The sequence below is a fragment of the Acidovorax sp. 94 genome (genome assembly GCF_003634645.1).
Lineage (GTDB): Bacteria > Pseudomonadota > Gammaproteobacteria > Burkholderiales > Burkholderiaceae_C > Acidovorax > Acidovorax facilis.
Genome location: NZ_RBJA01000001.1, coordinates 1,128,815 through 1,142,673, shown reverse-complemented (window position 1 = coordinate 1,142,673; position 13,859 = coordinate 1,128,815). Strand labels below are relative to the sequence as shown.

At 63.9% G+C, this 13,859-nt stretch carries 10 protein-coding genes and 1 tRNA gene; 8 read left to right on the top strand and 3 right to left on the bottom strand.

All coding sequences use genetic code 11. The features are described 5' to 3' along the window. Window positions 1-108: 108 nt before the first annotated feature. A complete protein-coding gene (locus tag C8C94_RS05325; RefSeq protein ID WP_055398091.1) occupies window positions 109-1,527 on the bottom strand; it encodes a PLP-dependent aminotransferase family protein in 1,419 nt (472 codons plus the stop codon). Between the two features lie 479 nt (window positions 1,528-2,006). Here C8C94_RS05325 and C8C94_RS05320 point away from each other — a divergent pair, with 479 nt between their 5' ends. The 7 genes from C8C94_RS05320 to C8C94_RS05290 all read left to right on the top strand — a co-directional run bounded on the left by C8C94_RS05320 (window position 2,007) and on the right by C8C94_RS05290 (window position 11,749). After that, window positions 2,007-3,815 carry a right-handed parallel beta-helix repeat-containing protein gene (locus C8C94_RS05320; protein ID WP_147433231.1) on the top strand — a complete coding sequence of 603 codons (1,809 nt, stop codon included), beginning with the start codon at window positions 2,007-2,009 and terminating at the stop codon, window positions 3,813-3,815. A 632-nt stretch (window positions 3,816-4,447) separates the two neighbouring features. Beyond that, window positions 4,448-5,740: a 4-aminobutyrate--2-oxoglutarate transaminase gene (gene gabT, locus C8C94_RS05315; RefSeq protein WP_121419985.1), complete on the top strand. Its 1,293-nt coding sequence runs from the start codon at window positions 4,448-4,450 to the stop codon at window positions 5,738-5,740. A gap of 43 nt (window positions 5,741-5,783) precedes the next feature. Beyond that, window positions 5,784-6,884, top strand: coding sequence for an ABC transporter ATP-binding protein (locus C8C94_RS05310; protein ID WP_121419984.1), 1,101 nt, complete (start codon window positions 5,784-5,786; stop codon window positions 6,882-6,884). Window positions 6,885-6,950: 66 nt separating this feature from the next. Continuing rightward, on the top strand, window positions 6,951-7,982 hold the full coding sequence (locus C8C94_RS05305) for an ABC transporter substrate-binding protein (RefSeq protein ID WP_010458579.1): 1,032 nt from the start codon (window positions 6,951-6,953) through the stop codon (window positions 7,980-7,982). Window positions 7,983-8,016: 34 nt separating this feature from the next. Beyond that, window positions 8,017-9,282: an ABC transporter permease gene (locus C8C94_RS05300; protein WP_121419983.1), complete on the top strand. Its 1,266-nt coding sequence runs from the start codon at window positions 8,017-8,019 to the stop codon at window positions 9,280-9,282. Window positions 9,283-9,303: 21 nt separating this feature from the next. After that, window positions 9,304-10,125 carry an ABC transporter permease gene (locus tag C8C94_RS05295; protein ID WP_121419982.1) on the top strand — a complete coding sequence of 274 codons (822 nt, stop codon included), beginning with the start codon at window positions 9,304-9,306 and terminating at the stop codon, window positions 10,123-10,125. A gap of 133 nt (window positions 10,126-10,258) precedes the next feature. Next, entirely contained in the window at window positions 10,259-11,749 is a 1,491-nt protein-coding gene (locus C8C94_RS05290; RefSeq protein ID WP_121419981.1) for an NAD-dependent succinate-semialdehyde dehydrogenase, read from the top strand. A 68-nt stretch (window positions 11,750-11,817) separates the two neighbouring features. On the opposite strand, the gene C8C94_RS05285 is transcribed toward C8C94_RS05290, so the two are convergent. Next, window positions 11,818-12,963, bottom strand: coding sequence for an ROK family protein (locus C8C94_RS05285; RefSeq protein ID WP_121419980.1), 1,146 nt, complete (start codon window positions 12,961-12,963; stop codon window positions 11,818-11,820). 197 nt (window positions 12,964-13,160) lie between these two features. Next, window positions 13,161-13,234: transfer RNA gene (locus C8C94_RS05280), tRNA-Gly, on the bottom strand. A 233-nt stretch (window positions 13,235-13,467) separates the two neighbouring features. Here C8C94_RS05280 and C8C94_RS05275 point away from each other — a divergent pair. Further along, window positions 13,468-13,830, top strand: coding sequence for a hypothetical protein (locus C8C94_RS05275; RefSeq protein ID WP_121419979.1), 363 nt, complete (start codon window positions 13,468-13,470; stop codon window positions 13,828-13,830). Window positions 13,831-13,859 lie beyond the last annotated feature (29 nt).

Here is a 13,859-nt window from a genome sequence, read left to right as displayed (position 1 = left end):
GTTCCAACGGGCAATTGCTCTAATTTTTATAGCATATTGCGCTTTACCAATAAGCGCCGGCGGCCAAAATGGCCTAAATTTTTCACCCCAGCAGCGGCAACAGCAGGCCTATTCCGACACTTGCTGGCCCAGCAGAATGCGCTGCTCCAGAAAGCGCCACAGGCGCTCGTCCTGGCTGAACGCCACGTTAAACCGCAGCCAGCCCGTGGGGCGCGGCTCCACCAGAAACAGCTGACCGGGGCCGAGCATGATGCCCGCACCCGTGGCTTCCTTCGACAGCTCGGCACTGTCGGGCAGATCAGGATGGCGCGCCCACAGGTACATGCCCGCCTCGGGCTCGTGAAACAGCTCGAACCCCAGGTTCAGCAAGCGCCGCCCCACCGTGCGGTGCGCCTCGGCCAGCCGCTCGCGCAGGGACTTGAGGTGCTTGCGCCAGCGCCCGTCGGTCACCACGCCAAAGGTGATGCGCTCGGTGATCTCTGACGAGGTCAGGCCCGAGATCATCTTGAGCTGCACCAGCTCATCGAGCAGATCGCGCCGCGCCGCCAGAAAGCCGGTGCGCAGGTTGGGCGAAATCGTCTTGGAGAAACTGCCCAGGTAGATCACGCGGTTGAGCTGGTCCAGGCTGGCCAGCGAGGGGCGCACACCAGGGTCCATGTCGGCATAGATGTCGTTCTCTACCAGCATGAAGTGGTGCTGCTCGGCCAGTTGCAGCAGCCGGTGCAAGTGCGCCACCGATGCCACCGAACAGGTCGGGCTTTGCAGACGCGGCTGCGTGAAGAACACCGTGGGCTTGTGCTCGGCCAGCAGGGCCTCTAGCGCCGGCAGGTCGTAGCCGGTGGCGGTACGCGGCACACCCACCACCTGGGCTCCTGCAAAGCGAAGCATGAACAACAGGTTGGGGTAACCCGGGTCGTCCACCAGCACCACGTCACCAGGCTTGACCATGCGGCGCGCCACCAGGTCCAGTGCCTGGCTGGAGCCCTGGGTCAGCAGCACCTGGTCGGCGTCCACCGCCAGATGGTGTTCAGCCAGCGACTCGGCCACCACCATGCGCAGCGCCATGTGGCCGTGGGGCAGGCCATAGCCATCCAGCTCGGGCCCGTCGGACGACAGCTGACGCATGCTGCGTTTGACCGCATCGCCAAACAGCCAGTCGTGGGGCAGCCAGCCGCAGCCCGGTTTCATGGGCAGGTTGCGGTTTTCAAAAATCTGTTTGAGGTACCAGCGCGCATCAAAACGGGGCACCGGCCGCTCGGGCGCACCAGTACCGGGCGAAGCGCCCTCATCGCCCCGTCGCTTCACAAAAAAACCTGCATTGGCGCGCGACACCAGCCAGCCCTGCGCCACTAGGCGGTCGTAGGCCTCGACCACGGTGAACACGCTCACGCCGTGGGCTGCCGCAAAGGCGCGGATGGAGGGGAGCTTGGCACCAGGTTTGAGCACCTGGCCAGCGATGAGACCCCGCAGGCCATCAACGATCTGGCTGACCAGCGGTGTCTGAAGATCCGGGCTGAGAGTGAGCATCAAAAGAACAGGGAAAGGGGCCAAATTGTGCACCGGGCCAACACCCGCGAACTCAGGGATTGCTTGTACAGGACGGGACACCTGCACAGTGTGCTCCCGTCAACAGCGACGCGTTCCTGGAGGTACCACCGCTGAACCCGCATTCGGTCCGGCCGGGTTGCCCCTATTGTCCGTCAGCCCCACCTACCCTGGGGCAGCGGTCTCCAGCGATTTGCAGCGCTGTGGGATGTCTTTCGCGTTGATGACGCCGCGCTCGAAAAGGCCCGCAGACCGTGAACGGTAGTGCCCAACCGATGGGCGGTATTCAGTCTTTTGTCCGATGCAGCGGCTATCGGATTGCATCCACCGCCTGTCCCTTTTCCGCCGCCGCGATGCGCACACACCCATGCCCCAGCGATAGGCTTGCCCCCCAACTCGATTGGCATCGGTGACCGCAAATCGGGTTTGAAAACCAATACCCAACACACCGAGGGACACCCATGCTGACACGAACATCTGAACTCAACTCTTCACGGATTTTTCAACCCAGGCCATGGGCCATTGCCTTGGGTCTATGCCTGGGCACAGCCACAGGCCCTGCACTGGCGCAGGCGACCCACACCCCACCGGCAGGCTACAAGCCGTGCGCCGTCGAGGGACAGAAATGCAGCTTCAGCGGCGCGGCCAACGTGGTCTATGGAGCAGGCACGACCTGGACCAGCCCCCGCAGTTTCACCAACGGTGTCAGTTGCAGCAACGCCACCTTTGGCGACCCCCTGTGGGGTGTGCAAAAGGCCTGTTATGCCAGCGCACCGTCGCCAGCTCCTGCGCCCGATCCCGTGCTGACAGCACCGCCACCGGGCTACACCTTGTGTGCCGTCGAGGGGCAGCAATGCAGCTTTACCGGTACGGCCAAGGTGGTCTATGGGGCTGGCACCACCTGGACTGCCGCGCGCGCATTCACCAACAACGTGATGTGCAACAACGCCACCTTTGGCGACCCCCTGCGGCAGGTGAAAAAGGCGTGCTACGTCAGCAGCCCCGTCCCAACGCCCGCCCCGCCCGCCCCACCGCCAACGCCTCCGGCACCGCCTGCTCCACCGGCGCCTCCGCCAGCACCGACGCCCGGTGGCTCCGTAACGTACTACTTCTCGGACTGCCAGGCGGGCGCCGCCACCGGTTGCGTGCCAGGGAGCAATTCCAACCCCGGCACGCAGGCGGCACCCAAGCAGAACCTCACGGGGATCAATGTCAACACACTGCCTGCGGGCACAGCACTGCTTTTTGCGCGCGGCGGTGCCTGGGTGGTGGGTGTCACCACGTTCGAGAACATGAACGTCCGCGCAGACGCGCCCCTCACCTTCGATGCGTATGGCGCAGGGCCCGCCCCCCTCCTCAACACCAACAACAATGCCATCGCGCCCTTTGAGCTGGGAGGGCGTTACGCCAACACATCCAACGACGGCGGCTACGTGTTCCGCAATTTGCGGATCCACGGCTCCAACAACTCGGCCTGGGGCTTCTGGCTGAGTGGCAATGTCCGCGACATCGTGATTGAGAACGTGGAGATATCCGGCTTCCAGATTGCCATCCACTCGCAGGCACGCGCTCCCCACGGTGTGAACAACGTGCTGATCCGCAACAACCACATCCATCACAACGGAAGCATGGGCATCCTGGGCCAGTTCCGCAACAGTGTGATCGAAGGCAACCTGATCGAGGCCAACAACTTCAGCGGCAGCGGCTTCAACCATGGCACCTACCTGTCGGGCAGCCATGGACTGAGTGGCACCAACGTCACCTTGCGCAACAACCGCTACATCCGCAACTCGGTGGTCAATGGCATCTGCCAAGGGGGCAACATGACCTTCCACGGCCAGATGGACGGCGTACTGATTGAGGGTAACCGGATTGAGCAGGATGCTGCGACGGATGGCTGCTGGGAGATGTCGATCACGCAGGGGTATGACTCGGCCGAATGGTTCCGCAACTTCGTGGTGCGCAACAACAAACTCATCAACGCCGGCAACACGGGCATGGCAGTGCAGTCGGCACCCGGGATCGTGATTGAGGGCAACGTCATCATCAATACGCAGACGACCTTCCAGACAGCCATCAATGTGGGCCACACCGAATTCCAGAATGGCGATGTACCCGATGGAAACGCTGTGGTGCGTAACAACATTGCATGTTTCCCCACACCCCACGCGGGCAGCACGGTGGTGCGCGTGATTGCACCGAACAGTGTGGTCACGAACAACACCATGGTGACCGGGGCGGCTGCAACGGCCGGGGTGTGCGCCCGGTAGCAGAGCGTTCAAGTTTCGGCCGGCAGAGGCCTCGCAGCACGCTGCGAGGCCTTTTTTGTTCTTAGAACCTGTTCAAGATCTTTTCAGGGTCGCAAAAGTACCTTGCCGGGATGGGATGCAAGGCGCGGTGCGCAGTTGATAGCTTGGCTATCAGCAAGCGCCGCAACGCCGCAGACCGCCCGGCAAGGCACTTGCCGCAGGGTTGGAGTGAAATCGGGCGATTGGACGGCTCAGCTGCTTGCATGGGCATGAGCCCATGCGGCGCATCCGAAGCTTCCACGTCCATCACGATGGCACTCCAATGCGATCCCTGAAAAGATTTTGAACAGGTTCTTACGCACCGTTTTGGAAGATGGCAAGCGGCCCGCCGCTGCATCCCGATACAAACCCCTTCAATCCCCCGAGTGCCCGGTTTTCCTGCAGATCAGCGTGGGGGATTGCACTACGGCTACGCAAAAGGGGCTGCATTGTGCACCGTGTTGGCGCACACCAAATCAGGGATTGCCTGTACAGGATGGAGGACCTGCACAGTGCGCGCAAAACAGCATGCCGGTGTACATGGACGGGCCGTGGCGCGAATTCCAGAATTCGCCCATTCCTTCATTTCGTGTTCAACCCACCCGCCCACCGCCATGCAGCAAGACCGCCACTTCACCAACGCCGCCCTCCTCACCCGCCGCCATGCCGCTGTGGCCCGGGGCGTGGGTCAGGCCCATGAACTCTTCGTACAGAAGGCGCTTAACGCCGAGCTGTGGGATGTGGAGGGCCGCCGCTTCATCGACTTTGCCGGTGGCATCGCCGTGCTCAACACCGGCCACCTGCACGCCGGAGTGATCGCTGCAGTCAAAGCCCAGCTGGAGCTGTACACCCACACCTGCTTCCAGGTGGTGGCGTACGAGCCCTACGTGGAAGTGTGCGAGCGCCTGAACACCCTGGCCCCCGGCGCGTTTGCCAAGAAGAGCCTGCTGCTCACCACGGGCGCCGAGGCCGTGGAAAACGCCATCAAGATCGCCCGCGCCTACACCAAACGCCCCGGCGTGATCGCCTTCACGGGCGGCTACCACGGCCGCACCAACCTCACGCTGGGCCTCACCGGCAAGGTCGCGCCTTACAAGATCGGGTTCGGCCCCTTCCCTGGCGAGATGTACCACGCCCTGTTCCCTAACGCGCTGCATGGCGTCAGCGTGGAGCAGGCCCTGCATTCGGTGGAGCTGATCTTCAAGAACGACATCGAGCCCGAGCGTGTGGCAGCCTTCATCCTTGAGCCCGTGCAGGGCGAAGGCGGCTTCTACGTGGCGCCACCCGAATTCGTCACCGGCCTCAAGGCCCTGGCAGACCGCTACGGCATCCTGCTGATCGCTGACGAAGTGCAGACCGGCGCTGGCCGCACCGGCACTTGGTTTGCATGCGAGCAATGGCCCGTGGCGCCCGACCTCATCACCACTGCCAAATCACTGGCAGGCGGCTTCCCCCTGTCTGGCGTGGTGGGCCGCGCCGACGTCATCGACGCCCCTGCAGCCGGTGGCCTGGGTGGCACCTATGCGGGCAGCCCCGTGGCCTGTGCCGCAGCGCTGGCGGTGATCGATGCGTTTGAAAAGGAAAACCTGCTGGCCCGCAGCCAGGACATGGGTGCGCTGCTGGTCAGGGCACTGAAAGAAATGGCCGCCACAGTCCCCGCCATCGGCGATGTGCGCGGCCTGGGTGCCATGGTGGCGATCGAGCTGTTCGAAGACGGTGATGTCCACCGCCCCGACGCCGCACTGACCAAGAAAGTCGTCGCCGAAGCCGCCAAGCGCGGGCTCATCCTGCTGTCGTGCGGAACGTATGGCAACGTGATCCGCATCCTGGTGCCGCTGACCGCCTCCAACGAGCTGCTCGAAGAGGGCCTGGCCATCCTGGCCGACAGCTTTGCCGCGCTGGGCTGACATGCGACCCGACCTTCATTCTGCTTACAAGGTGCCCCCAACCATGAACCCATCAGCAGAGCCCCTGGTCCGCTTCAGCGGTGTGCAAAAGACGTACGACGGTGAACAACTGGTGGTGCGCTCGCTAGACCTGGACATCCAGCGCGGTGAATTCCTGAGCCTCCTCGGGCCCTCGGGCTCGGGCAAGACCACCACACTGATGATGCTGGCGGGGTTTGAGTCCCCTACTGCGGGCGACATCCTGCTCGATGGCAAGCAGATCACCGGCACGCCGCCCCACAAGCGCAACTTTGGCATGGTGTTCCAGAACTACGCGCTGTTCCCCCACCTCACCGTGGGTCAGAACGTGGCTTACCCGCTCACCGTGCGCAAGGTGCCCAAGGCCGAACAGGCCGAGCGTGTGAAGAAGGCGCTGGACATGGTTCGCCTGACCGGCATGGCCGACCGCCTGCCCACGCGCCTGTCGGGCGGCCAGCAGCAGCGTGTGGCGCTGGCCCGCGCCCTGGTGTTCAACCCCCAGCTGGTGCTGATGGATGAACCCCTGGGCGCGCTGGACAAGCAGCTGCGCGAGCATATGCAGATCGAGCTGAAAGAACTGCACCGCCAGCTGGGCGTGACTTTTGTCTACGTGACCCATGACCAGGGCGAGGCCCTGACCATGAGCGACCGCGTGGCGGTGTTCAACGAAGGGGTCATTCAGCAACTCGCCGATGTGGAAACCCTGTACGAAGCGCCATCCAACCGATTCGTGGCTGGTTTTGTGGGCGACAACACGGTGCTTTCGGGCACCCTGCAAGGCGCGGGCGCCGACACCGCCATCCAGCTGCCAGGCGGCTACCTGTTGCCGGGTGTGAACGTGAACCAGGCCGCACTGGGCTCTGCCGTACATGCCTGTGTTCGGCCCGAACGCATCGTGCTGCATGCGCATTCCAAGTACCCCAAAACCTCGGCGATTCCCGCCACGGTGGCGCGCGCCATCTACTACGGCGACCACCTGCGCCTGATGTGCGACCTGGGCCATGGCCAAGAGCCCGCCACGGTGAAGGTGGCGCTGGCTTCGTCCGCTAGCAACCCCCATCCACAGCCGGGTGATGCCGTGCTGCTGGAGTTCCCCCCGGTCTCCACGCGCATTTACGCGGTCTGACCACCGGCACAGCCACACCCTTTTCCCGTCCCCTGTTCCTCCACAACCCTAAGGAAAAACTGCACCATGAAAAAGAGCCTTATCGCCTGCGCCTCTCTGGCCGCCTGCCTGGCACTTCCCAGCTTCGCGCAGCAGCAACTCACCGTCGTGAACTTTGGTGGCGCCAACGCCAACGCGCAGAAAAAGGCGTTCTACGAGCCTTATGAAAAGCTGGGCAACAAGATCGTGGCCGTGGAATACAACGGCGAGCAGGCCAAGGTCAAGGCCATGGTCGAGGCCAAGAAGGTGACCTGGGACGTGGTGGAGCTGGAGTCGCCAGACGCTGCACGCGGCTGCGACGAGGGCCTGTATGAAAAACTCGATTACAGCAAGATCGTGAGCAAGTCCGACCTGCTGCCCGCTGCGGTGTCCGACTGCGCCGTGGGCATCTTCGTGTGGTCCACCGTCATGGCCTACAACGGCGACAAGCTCAAGACTGCCCCCACGAGCTGGGCCGACTTCTGGGACACCAAGAAGATCCCTGGCAAGCGCGGCATGCGCAAGGGTGCGCGCTACAACCTCGAATTCGCGCTGATGGCCGATGGCGTGAAGCCCGCCGATGTTTACAAGGTGCTGGCCACGAAGGACGGTGCCGACCGCGCCTTCAAGAAGCTGACCGAACTCAAGCCCAACATTCAATGGTGGGAAGCAGGTGCCCAGGCGCCGCAGTTCCTGGTGGCGGGCGACGTGGTGCTGACCACCGTGTTCAACGGCCGCATCGACGCGGCCAACCGCGAAGGCCGCAATCTCAAGATCTACTGGCCCGGCGGCATCTATGACCTGGACTACTGGGCCATCCCCAAGGGCACACCGAACAAGGACGCGGCTGTGAAGTTCATCGCCTACACCATGCAGACCGCCAACCAGGCCGCCTACGCGCAGAACATCGCCTATGGCCCGGCCAACACCACGGCCCTCGCCAAGCTGGACAAGAAGGTGCTCGACGACCTGCCTACCTCGGCGAGCAACGCCAAGGAAGCCATCCAGTTCGGCGTGAGCTTCTGGGCCGATCAGGGCGAGGCGCTGGAGAAACGCTTCGCCGCCTGGGCTACCCAATAAGTCAGAAAACCGCACCCTCGGAGCGCAAGACACCATGCAAGCCTCTTCTGCCATCGCCCCCGCCGCGCTTGCGCTGGACGCCCACGCACCCGGCGCACTGCGCAAGGCGCTGTCGCGTGCCGAAGCGCGGCGCAAATGGCGGGCCTTTGCCCTGACCCTGCCCTTGCTGGTGTTCTTGCTGCTCACGCTGCTGGTCCCCATTGCCGCGCTGCTGCAGCGCGGCGTGGAGAACCCCGAGGTCGCCAACACGCTGCCCGCCACCATCGAGGCCTTGCATGGTTGGGACCGCCACGAGGCGCCGGGCCCCGCTGCCTATGCCGCGCTGATCAAAGACCTTGCCCGCCTGCCCGACAGCTCTGATGCAGGCGCCCTGGCGCGCCGGCTGAACTCGGAAGTGCCCGGAGCGCGTTCGATGGTGATGGGCGCTTTCCGCGCCCTGCCCCTGCAGGGCACGCCCGAGTCCATCCGCGACCAGCTGATCGACAAGGATGCACGCTGGGGCGAAGCGCCTTTCTGGCGTGCCATCGCCAAAAACGGGGCGCGCTGGACGCCCGACTACCTGCTCGCCTCGGTGGACCTGCAGCGCGACGCGCTGGGCCAGGTCGAGCGCATGCCCGAGGAGCAGCGCGCGTTTGGCGGTATCTTGCTACGCACCTTTCACATCAGCTTTGTGGTGACGCTGATTTGCCTGCTGCTGGGCTATCCGCTGGCCTGGTGGCTGGCCTCGCTGCCCGCACGCCAGGCCAATGTGCTGATGATTCTGGTCCTTGTGCCGTTCTGGACGTCGATCCTGGTGCGCGTGGCCGCATGGATCGTGCTGCTGCAGTCCGAGGGGCTGGTCAACCGGGGGTTGATGGGCATGGGCGCCATTGCCGAGCCTTTGCCACTGCTGTTCAACCGCACGGGCGTGGTGATTGCCATGGTGCACATCCTGCTGCCCTTCATGGTCCTGCCGCTGTACAGCGTGATGAAAAGCGTGCCACCCACCTACCTGCGCGCTGCGGTGTCGCTGGGCAGCTCGCCCATCGCCGCGTTCTTTCGGGTGTATGTGCCCCAAACCTACCCGGGCATTGGTGCTGGAGCGCTGCTGGTTTTCATTCTGGCCATCGGCTACTACGTAACGCCCGCGCTGCTGGGCGGGGCCGACGACCAAATGCTGAGCTACTACATCGCCCGCTACACCAATGTGGAAGTGAACTGGGGCATGGCCTGCGCGCTGGGCGCCCTGCTGCTGGTCGCCACGCTGGTGCTGTACAGCGTGTACCGCCGGTTTGGCAAAGCCGAATTGAGCCTGGGCTAACCGCTTCAAAAGACACTCACCATGCGCCATCTTCTGCCCCAATTCCCCCTGTACGCCACACTGGCCGACAAGCTCGGCTGGTGGGCGGTGCGCGCCCTGTGCGTGGCCGTGCTGGTGTTCCTGCTGGCCCCCATCCTGGTGATGGTGCCGCTGTCGTTCTCCGAGAGTTCATTCCTGGCCTACCCCATTCACGGCTGGTCGCTCAAGTGGTACCGCAACCTGTTCGAATCCGCCGAGTGGGCCCGCGCCACGCGCAACAGCTTCATCGTGGCACCTGCGGCCACGTTGATCGCCACGGCCCTGGGCACACTGGCGGCGGTGGGTCTGTCGCGGGCCGACTTCCGCTTCAAGGGCCTGCTCATGAGCATCCTGATTGCGCCCATGGTGGTGCCGATCATTGTGGTGGGTGTGGCCACCTACCTGTACTTTGCGCCGCTGGGCCTGGCCGACAGCTACTTCGGGCTCATCATCGTGCACGCCGCCCTGGGCGCACCTTTTGTGCTGACCACCGTGCTGGCGACTCTGGCAGGCTTCAACCACAACCTCGTGCGCGCCTCGCTGAGCCTCGGTGAGACGCCCTTCAACACCTTTTTTCGTGTGACGCTGCCTGTGATTGCGCCGGGCGTGATCTCCGGCGCGCTGTTTGCGTTTGCTACCTCGTTCGACGAGGTGGTGGTCACGCTGTTCCTGGCCGGTGCCGACCAGTCCACACTGCCGCGCCAGATGTTCAACGGCATCCGCGAGAACATCTCGCCCACCATCGCCGCGGTGGCCACGCTGCTCATCCTGTTCACCACCAGCTTGCTGCTGGCGCTGGAGTGGCTGCGCGGTCGCCGTGCCTGATATGCCCCTTGCCGCCCGGGAGTTCACATCGGCGACATGCGGCCGTCGCCCAGGCGGCTGACAATGACCGCTGCCGCTTCGTGCGTGAACCTCGATCTGCCCACGTTTAGCCCCCTTTCTCAAGGACCATCCCATGGACATGAAGACCTCCCCCCTCGCCCTGCTGAACGACCCCACCTTGCTCAAGACCGACGGCCTCATCAACGGCCAATGGGTGGTGGGCAGCAGCCGCTTTGATGTGAACGACCCGGCCACGGGTCTCAAACTGGCCGATGTGGCCAACCTGGGCCCGGCCGACGCCGAGGCCGCGATTGCCGCCGCCAACGCCGCCTGGGGCCCCTGGAAGACCAAGACCGCCAAGGAGCGCAGCATCATCCTGCGCAAGTGGTTTGACCTGCTCATGGCCAACCAGGACGACCTGGGCCGCATCATGACCGCCGAACAGGGCAAGCCCCTGCCAGAAGCCAAGGGCGAGGTCGCCTACGGCGCGAGCTTTGTGGAATGGTTTGCCGAAGAGGCCAAGCGCATCAACGGCGAGACCCTGCCCCAGTTTGACAACAACCGCCGCCTGCTGGTGCTCAAGCAACCCATCGGCGTGTGCGCGGCCATCACGCCATGGAACTTCCCGCTGGCCATGATCACCCGCAAGGTCGCGCCTGCGCTGGCTGCGGGCTGCCCCGTGGTCATCAAGCCCGCCGAGCTGACACCACTCACCGCCCTGGCCGCCGCCGAGCTGGCCATCCGCGCGGGTATTCCGGCCGGTGTGTTCAACATCCTGCCCGCAGACAGCGACAACTCCATCGCCATCGGCAAGGTGCTGTGCGCGAGCGACGTGGTGCGCCACATCAGCTTCACGGGCTCCACCGAAGTGGGCCGCATCCTGATGGCGCAGTCCGCCCCCACGGTCAAGAAGATGTCGCTGGAACTGGGTGGCAACGCGCCCTTCCTCGTGTTTGACGACGCCGACATCGACAGCGCTGTGGAAGGCGCCTTTGCCAGCAAGTACCGCAACGCGGGCCAGACCTGCGTGTGCACCAACCGCTTTTATGTGCAGGAAGGTGTGTACGACGAGTTCGTGACCAAGTTCGCCGCCAAGGTCAAGACAGCCAAGGTGGGCAACGGTTTTGAAGCTGGGGTGAACCAGGGCCCGCTGATCGAGGAAGCGGCACTGACCAAGGTGCAGCGCCACGTGGACGACGCGCTGGCCAAGGGCGGCCAGGTGGTGGCCGGCGGCCAGCGCCTCACCAGCCTGGGCTCCGGCCAGTTCTTCGAGCCCACGGTGGTCGCCAACGCCACGGCCGACATGCTCTGCGCGCGCGAGGAAACCTTTGGCCCCTTTGCCCCGGTCTTCAAGTTCAAGACCGAGCAGGAAGCCATCGACGCGGCCAACAACACCGAGTTTGGCCTGGCCAGCTACTTCTACAGCCGCGACGTGGGCCGCATCTTCCGCGTGACCGAGGCGCTGGAATACGGCATGGTGGGTGCCAACGTGGGCATTCTGGCCACCGAGCACGTGCCCTTTGGCGGCGTCAAGCAGTCGGGCCTGGGCCGCGAAGGCTCGCACTACGGCATGGACGACTACGTGGAGATCAAGTACCTGTGCCTGGGGGACATTCAGAAATAAGCAGCCCCACAAAGTGCTACTTATTTTATAGCTGCTAGCGCTTTACCAATAAGCGCTAACAGCCAAAATCATTCAAATTCTGGCGGCTGACGGTTGGTGTAGCTCGCGTTGCCCAGCCCCGTGCCCACCGTCAGCACCGCCCAGCGCTTCACGTCCTGCATGAAGGGCATTTCAGACAGGCCCTGCACCACGGCATCGTTGTGCAGGCACACCTGGGTGCGGCCGTCGCCGATGTGCGGTAGCCGCTCGCACAGGTCACGCGGCAGGTGAAAGCGGGTGCTCTCCCAGTTGCCCGGCAGGTTCTGCGTGCCACCGGCCAGCGAGCCGTCTTCCACGATGAGCCCCGGGCAGGCCACGCCGATGTAGGGCGCCAGGCGGATCTTCTTTTTCTCGGCGTACGCGATCAGGCCCTCGAGCAGCGTGGCGATGCCTTCGACCAGTTCGTCGCGCCGGGGTTCGTCGTTGGCATGGGCCCATTTCTCGCGGCGCACCACCTCGGCCAGCGAAAGATCGGGGGCGCGGTGCAAATGGGTTTGCACAATGCCGCAGCGCACATTGGTGCCGCCAATGTCCACCGCCAGGATGGCGTCGTAGCTTTGCAGCAGCGCGGGGGGCGCCAGGTGCACCCAGCCAATCAGGCCGCCCTCGTCCGCATGGTGGCGCAGCGTGCGCAGCTCCACGGGCACCTTTTCGGCCTTGAGGATCTTGCGGGTGCAATCGATGGCGCGGCCACCCACCTCGCTCTGGTGAAAGCCCCCGCCGATGATGATGCGCTCCACGCCGCGCCAGGTCTTGTGTTTCAGAAATCGCTGCACCACGTGCGCCAGCTGCATCGCGTAGTCTTCCGACGCGGCTTCGATGGCTTGGGCGGCCACGCCGTCTTTCTCCAGCAACGCATCCAGCTTGTGTTTGCTGAGTTCGCGCGTGGGCTTGGTGCCCATAGGGTCCTTGCCCTCCATGGATGCATACAGCTTGCGCCAGGCATCGAGCATGTGGCGAAAGGCCGTGCGGCTGGCGACATCCCCCACATAGCCTTCGCCGTCGCTCAACTCGAGGCTATAGCCTTCGATGATGACCGAGGCCAGCCGCATGTCTCCATGTGGCCCGACGATGCCCAGCTCGCGTTGTGCCTTGGCGTCCTTGCCTTCCTGCGCCGTGCTTGGCTTCTTGCTGGCGGCGGGTTTCTGTGCTGAGTTCTTGTCTTTGGAAGCCATTCATTTCCTCAAACGATAGTGCCCCTCCAAAGGAGGCCGTTTCAGCATGGTGGCGTGGGTGGCGGCCGCGTGGCGTCAGCCAACGGCTTGACATGCCCTACCGGATGGGCGCGCGCCCATGCCGTCATCCGTGCAGCATGCGCGGTCAAAACAACAACAAAGACAAAGACGGGGGGAGATGATCAGCCGAAGGGGGCTGGAGCGGGTGAAGGGAATCGAACCCTCGTATGAAGCTTGGGAAGCTGCCGTTCTACCATTGAACTACACCCGCCTTCTGTAAGCCGTTGATGGACAACGGTATTTCAGTGAGGCCTGTGAAAACACCGGGTTGGCAGCTGCCGCGCCAGAGTTTCATCAGCAGCCGTATTGTAGCCACGCGGCGGCGCGCCCGAAACGGGTTTGGCCAGAGGCTTGCGTCCCATGTTTGCGCCCCTTCGGCGGGATGCAGACCGAAGGCAGCACAATGGAGCCTTCACAACTACCAGCGAAAGAAGGAAAAGCCCCATGCAACTGAGCGACGACCGCACGCAGGCCACCCTGGCAATCAACAAAACGCTCACAGCGCCAGAGATCGAAAATCTGATTCGTGAGTTGGCCATGTTGCGCTCGCAGATGACGCCTGAAGTCACCCTGGCCCCCCAGGACAGCAATGGGAGCGGGGTCCCGGTGATGTCGCAGGACAACCCCACCCTCGCCATCCAGTACCCGCTGGAAGACGCGCACGTCACCGTGTACCTGCGCAGTATCGGCCTGGGCTGGACCGCATGGCGGCTGCACCCCGACACCCAGCGGGCATTGGCTGAATTCTTCAATTCACGGCTTCCAAAAAGCGCGCCAGCCAAGGGCAAGCCCATTCCGTTTCGCTAATCCTGCCATGGCGTAGCTCCGCTAACGCC

Coding starts and splice junctions, on each gene's coding strand:
- C8C94_RS05290 (WP_121419981.1), top strand. CDS start 10,259: ATGGACATGAAGACCTCCCCCCTCGCCCTGCTGAACGACCCCACCTTG.
- C8C94_RS05275 (WP_121419979.1), top strand. CDS start 13,468: ATGCAACTGAGCGACGACCGCACGCAGGCCACCCTGGCAATCAACAAA.
- C8C94_RS05320 (WP_147433231.1), top strand. CDS start 2,007: ATGCTGACACGAACATCTGAACTCAACTCTTCACGGATTTTTCAACCC.
- gabT (WP_121419985.1), top strand. CDS start 4,448: ATGCAGCAAGACCGCCACTTCACCAACGCCGCCCTCCTCACCCGCCGC.
- C8C94_RS05325 (WP_055398091.1), bottom strand. CDS start 1,527: ATGCTCACTCTCAGCCCGGATCTTCAGACACCGCTGGTCAGCCAGATC.
- C8C94_RS05300 (WP_121419983.1), top strand. CDS start 8,017: ATGCAAGCCTCTTCTGCCATCGCCCCCGCCGCGCTTGCGCTGGACGCC.
- C8C94_RS05295 (WP_121419982.1), top strand. CDS start 9,304: ATGCGCCATCTTCTGCCCCAATTCCCCCTGTACGCCACACTGGCCGAC.
- C8C94_RS05305 (WP_010458579.1), top strand. CDS start 6,951: ATGAAAAAGAGCCTTATCGCCTGCGCCTCTCTGGCCGCCTGCCTGGCA.
- C8C94_RS05310 (WP_121419984.1), top strand. CDS start 5,784: ATGAACCCATCAGCAGAGCCCCTGGTCCGCTTCAGCGGTGTGCAAAAG.
- C8C94_RS05285 (WP_121419980.1), bottom strand. CDS start 12,963: ATGGCTTCCAAAGACAAGAACTCAGCACAGAAACCCGCCGCCAGCAAG.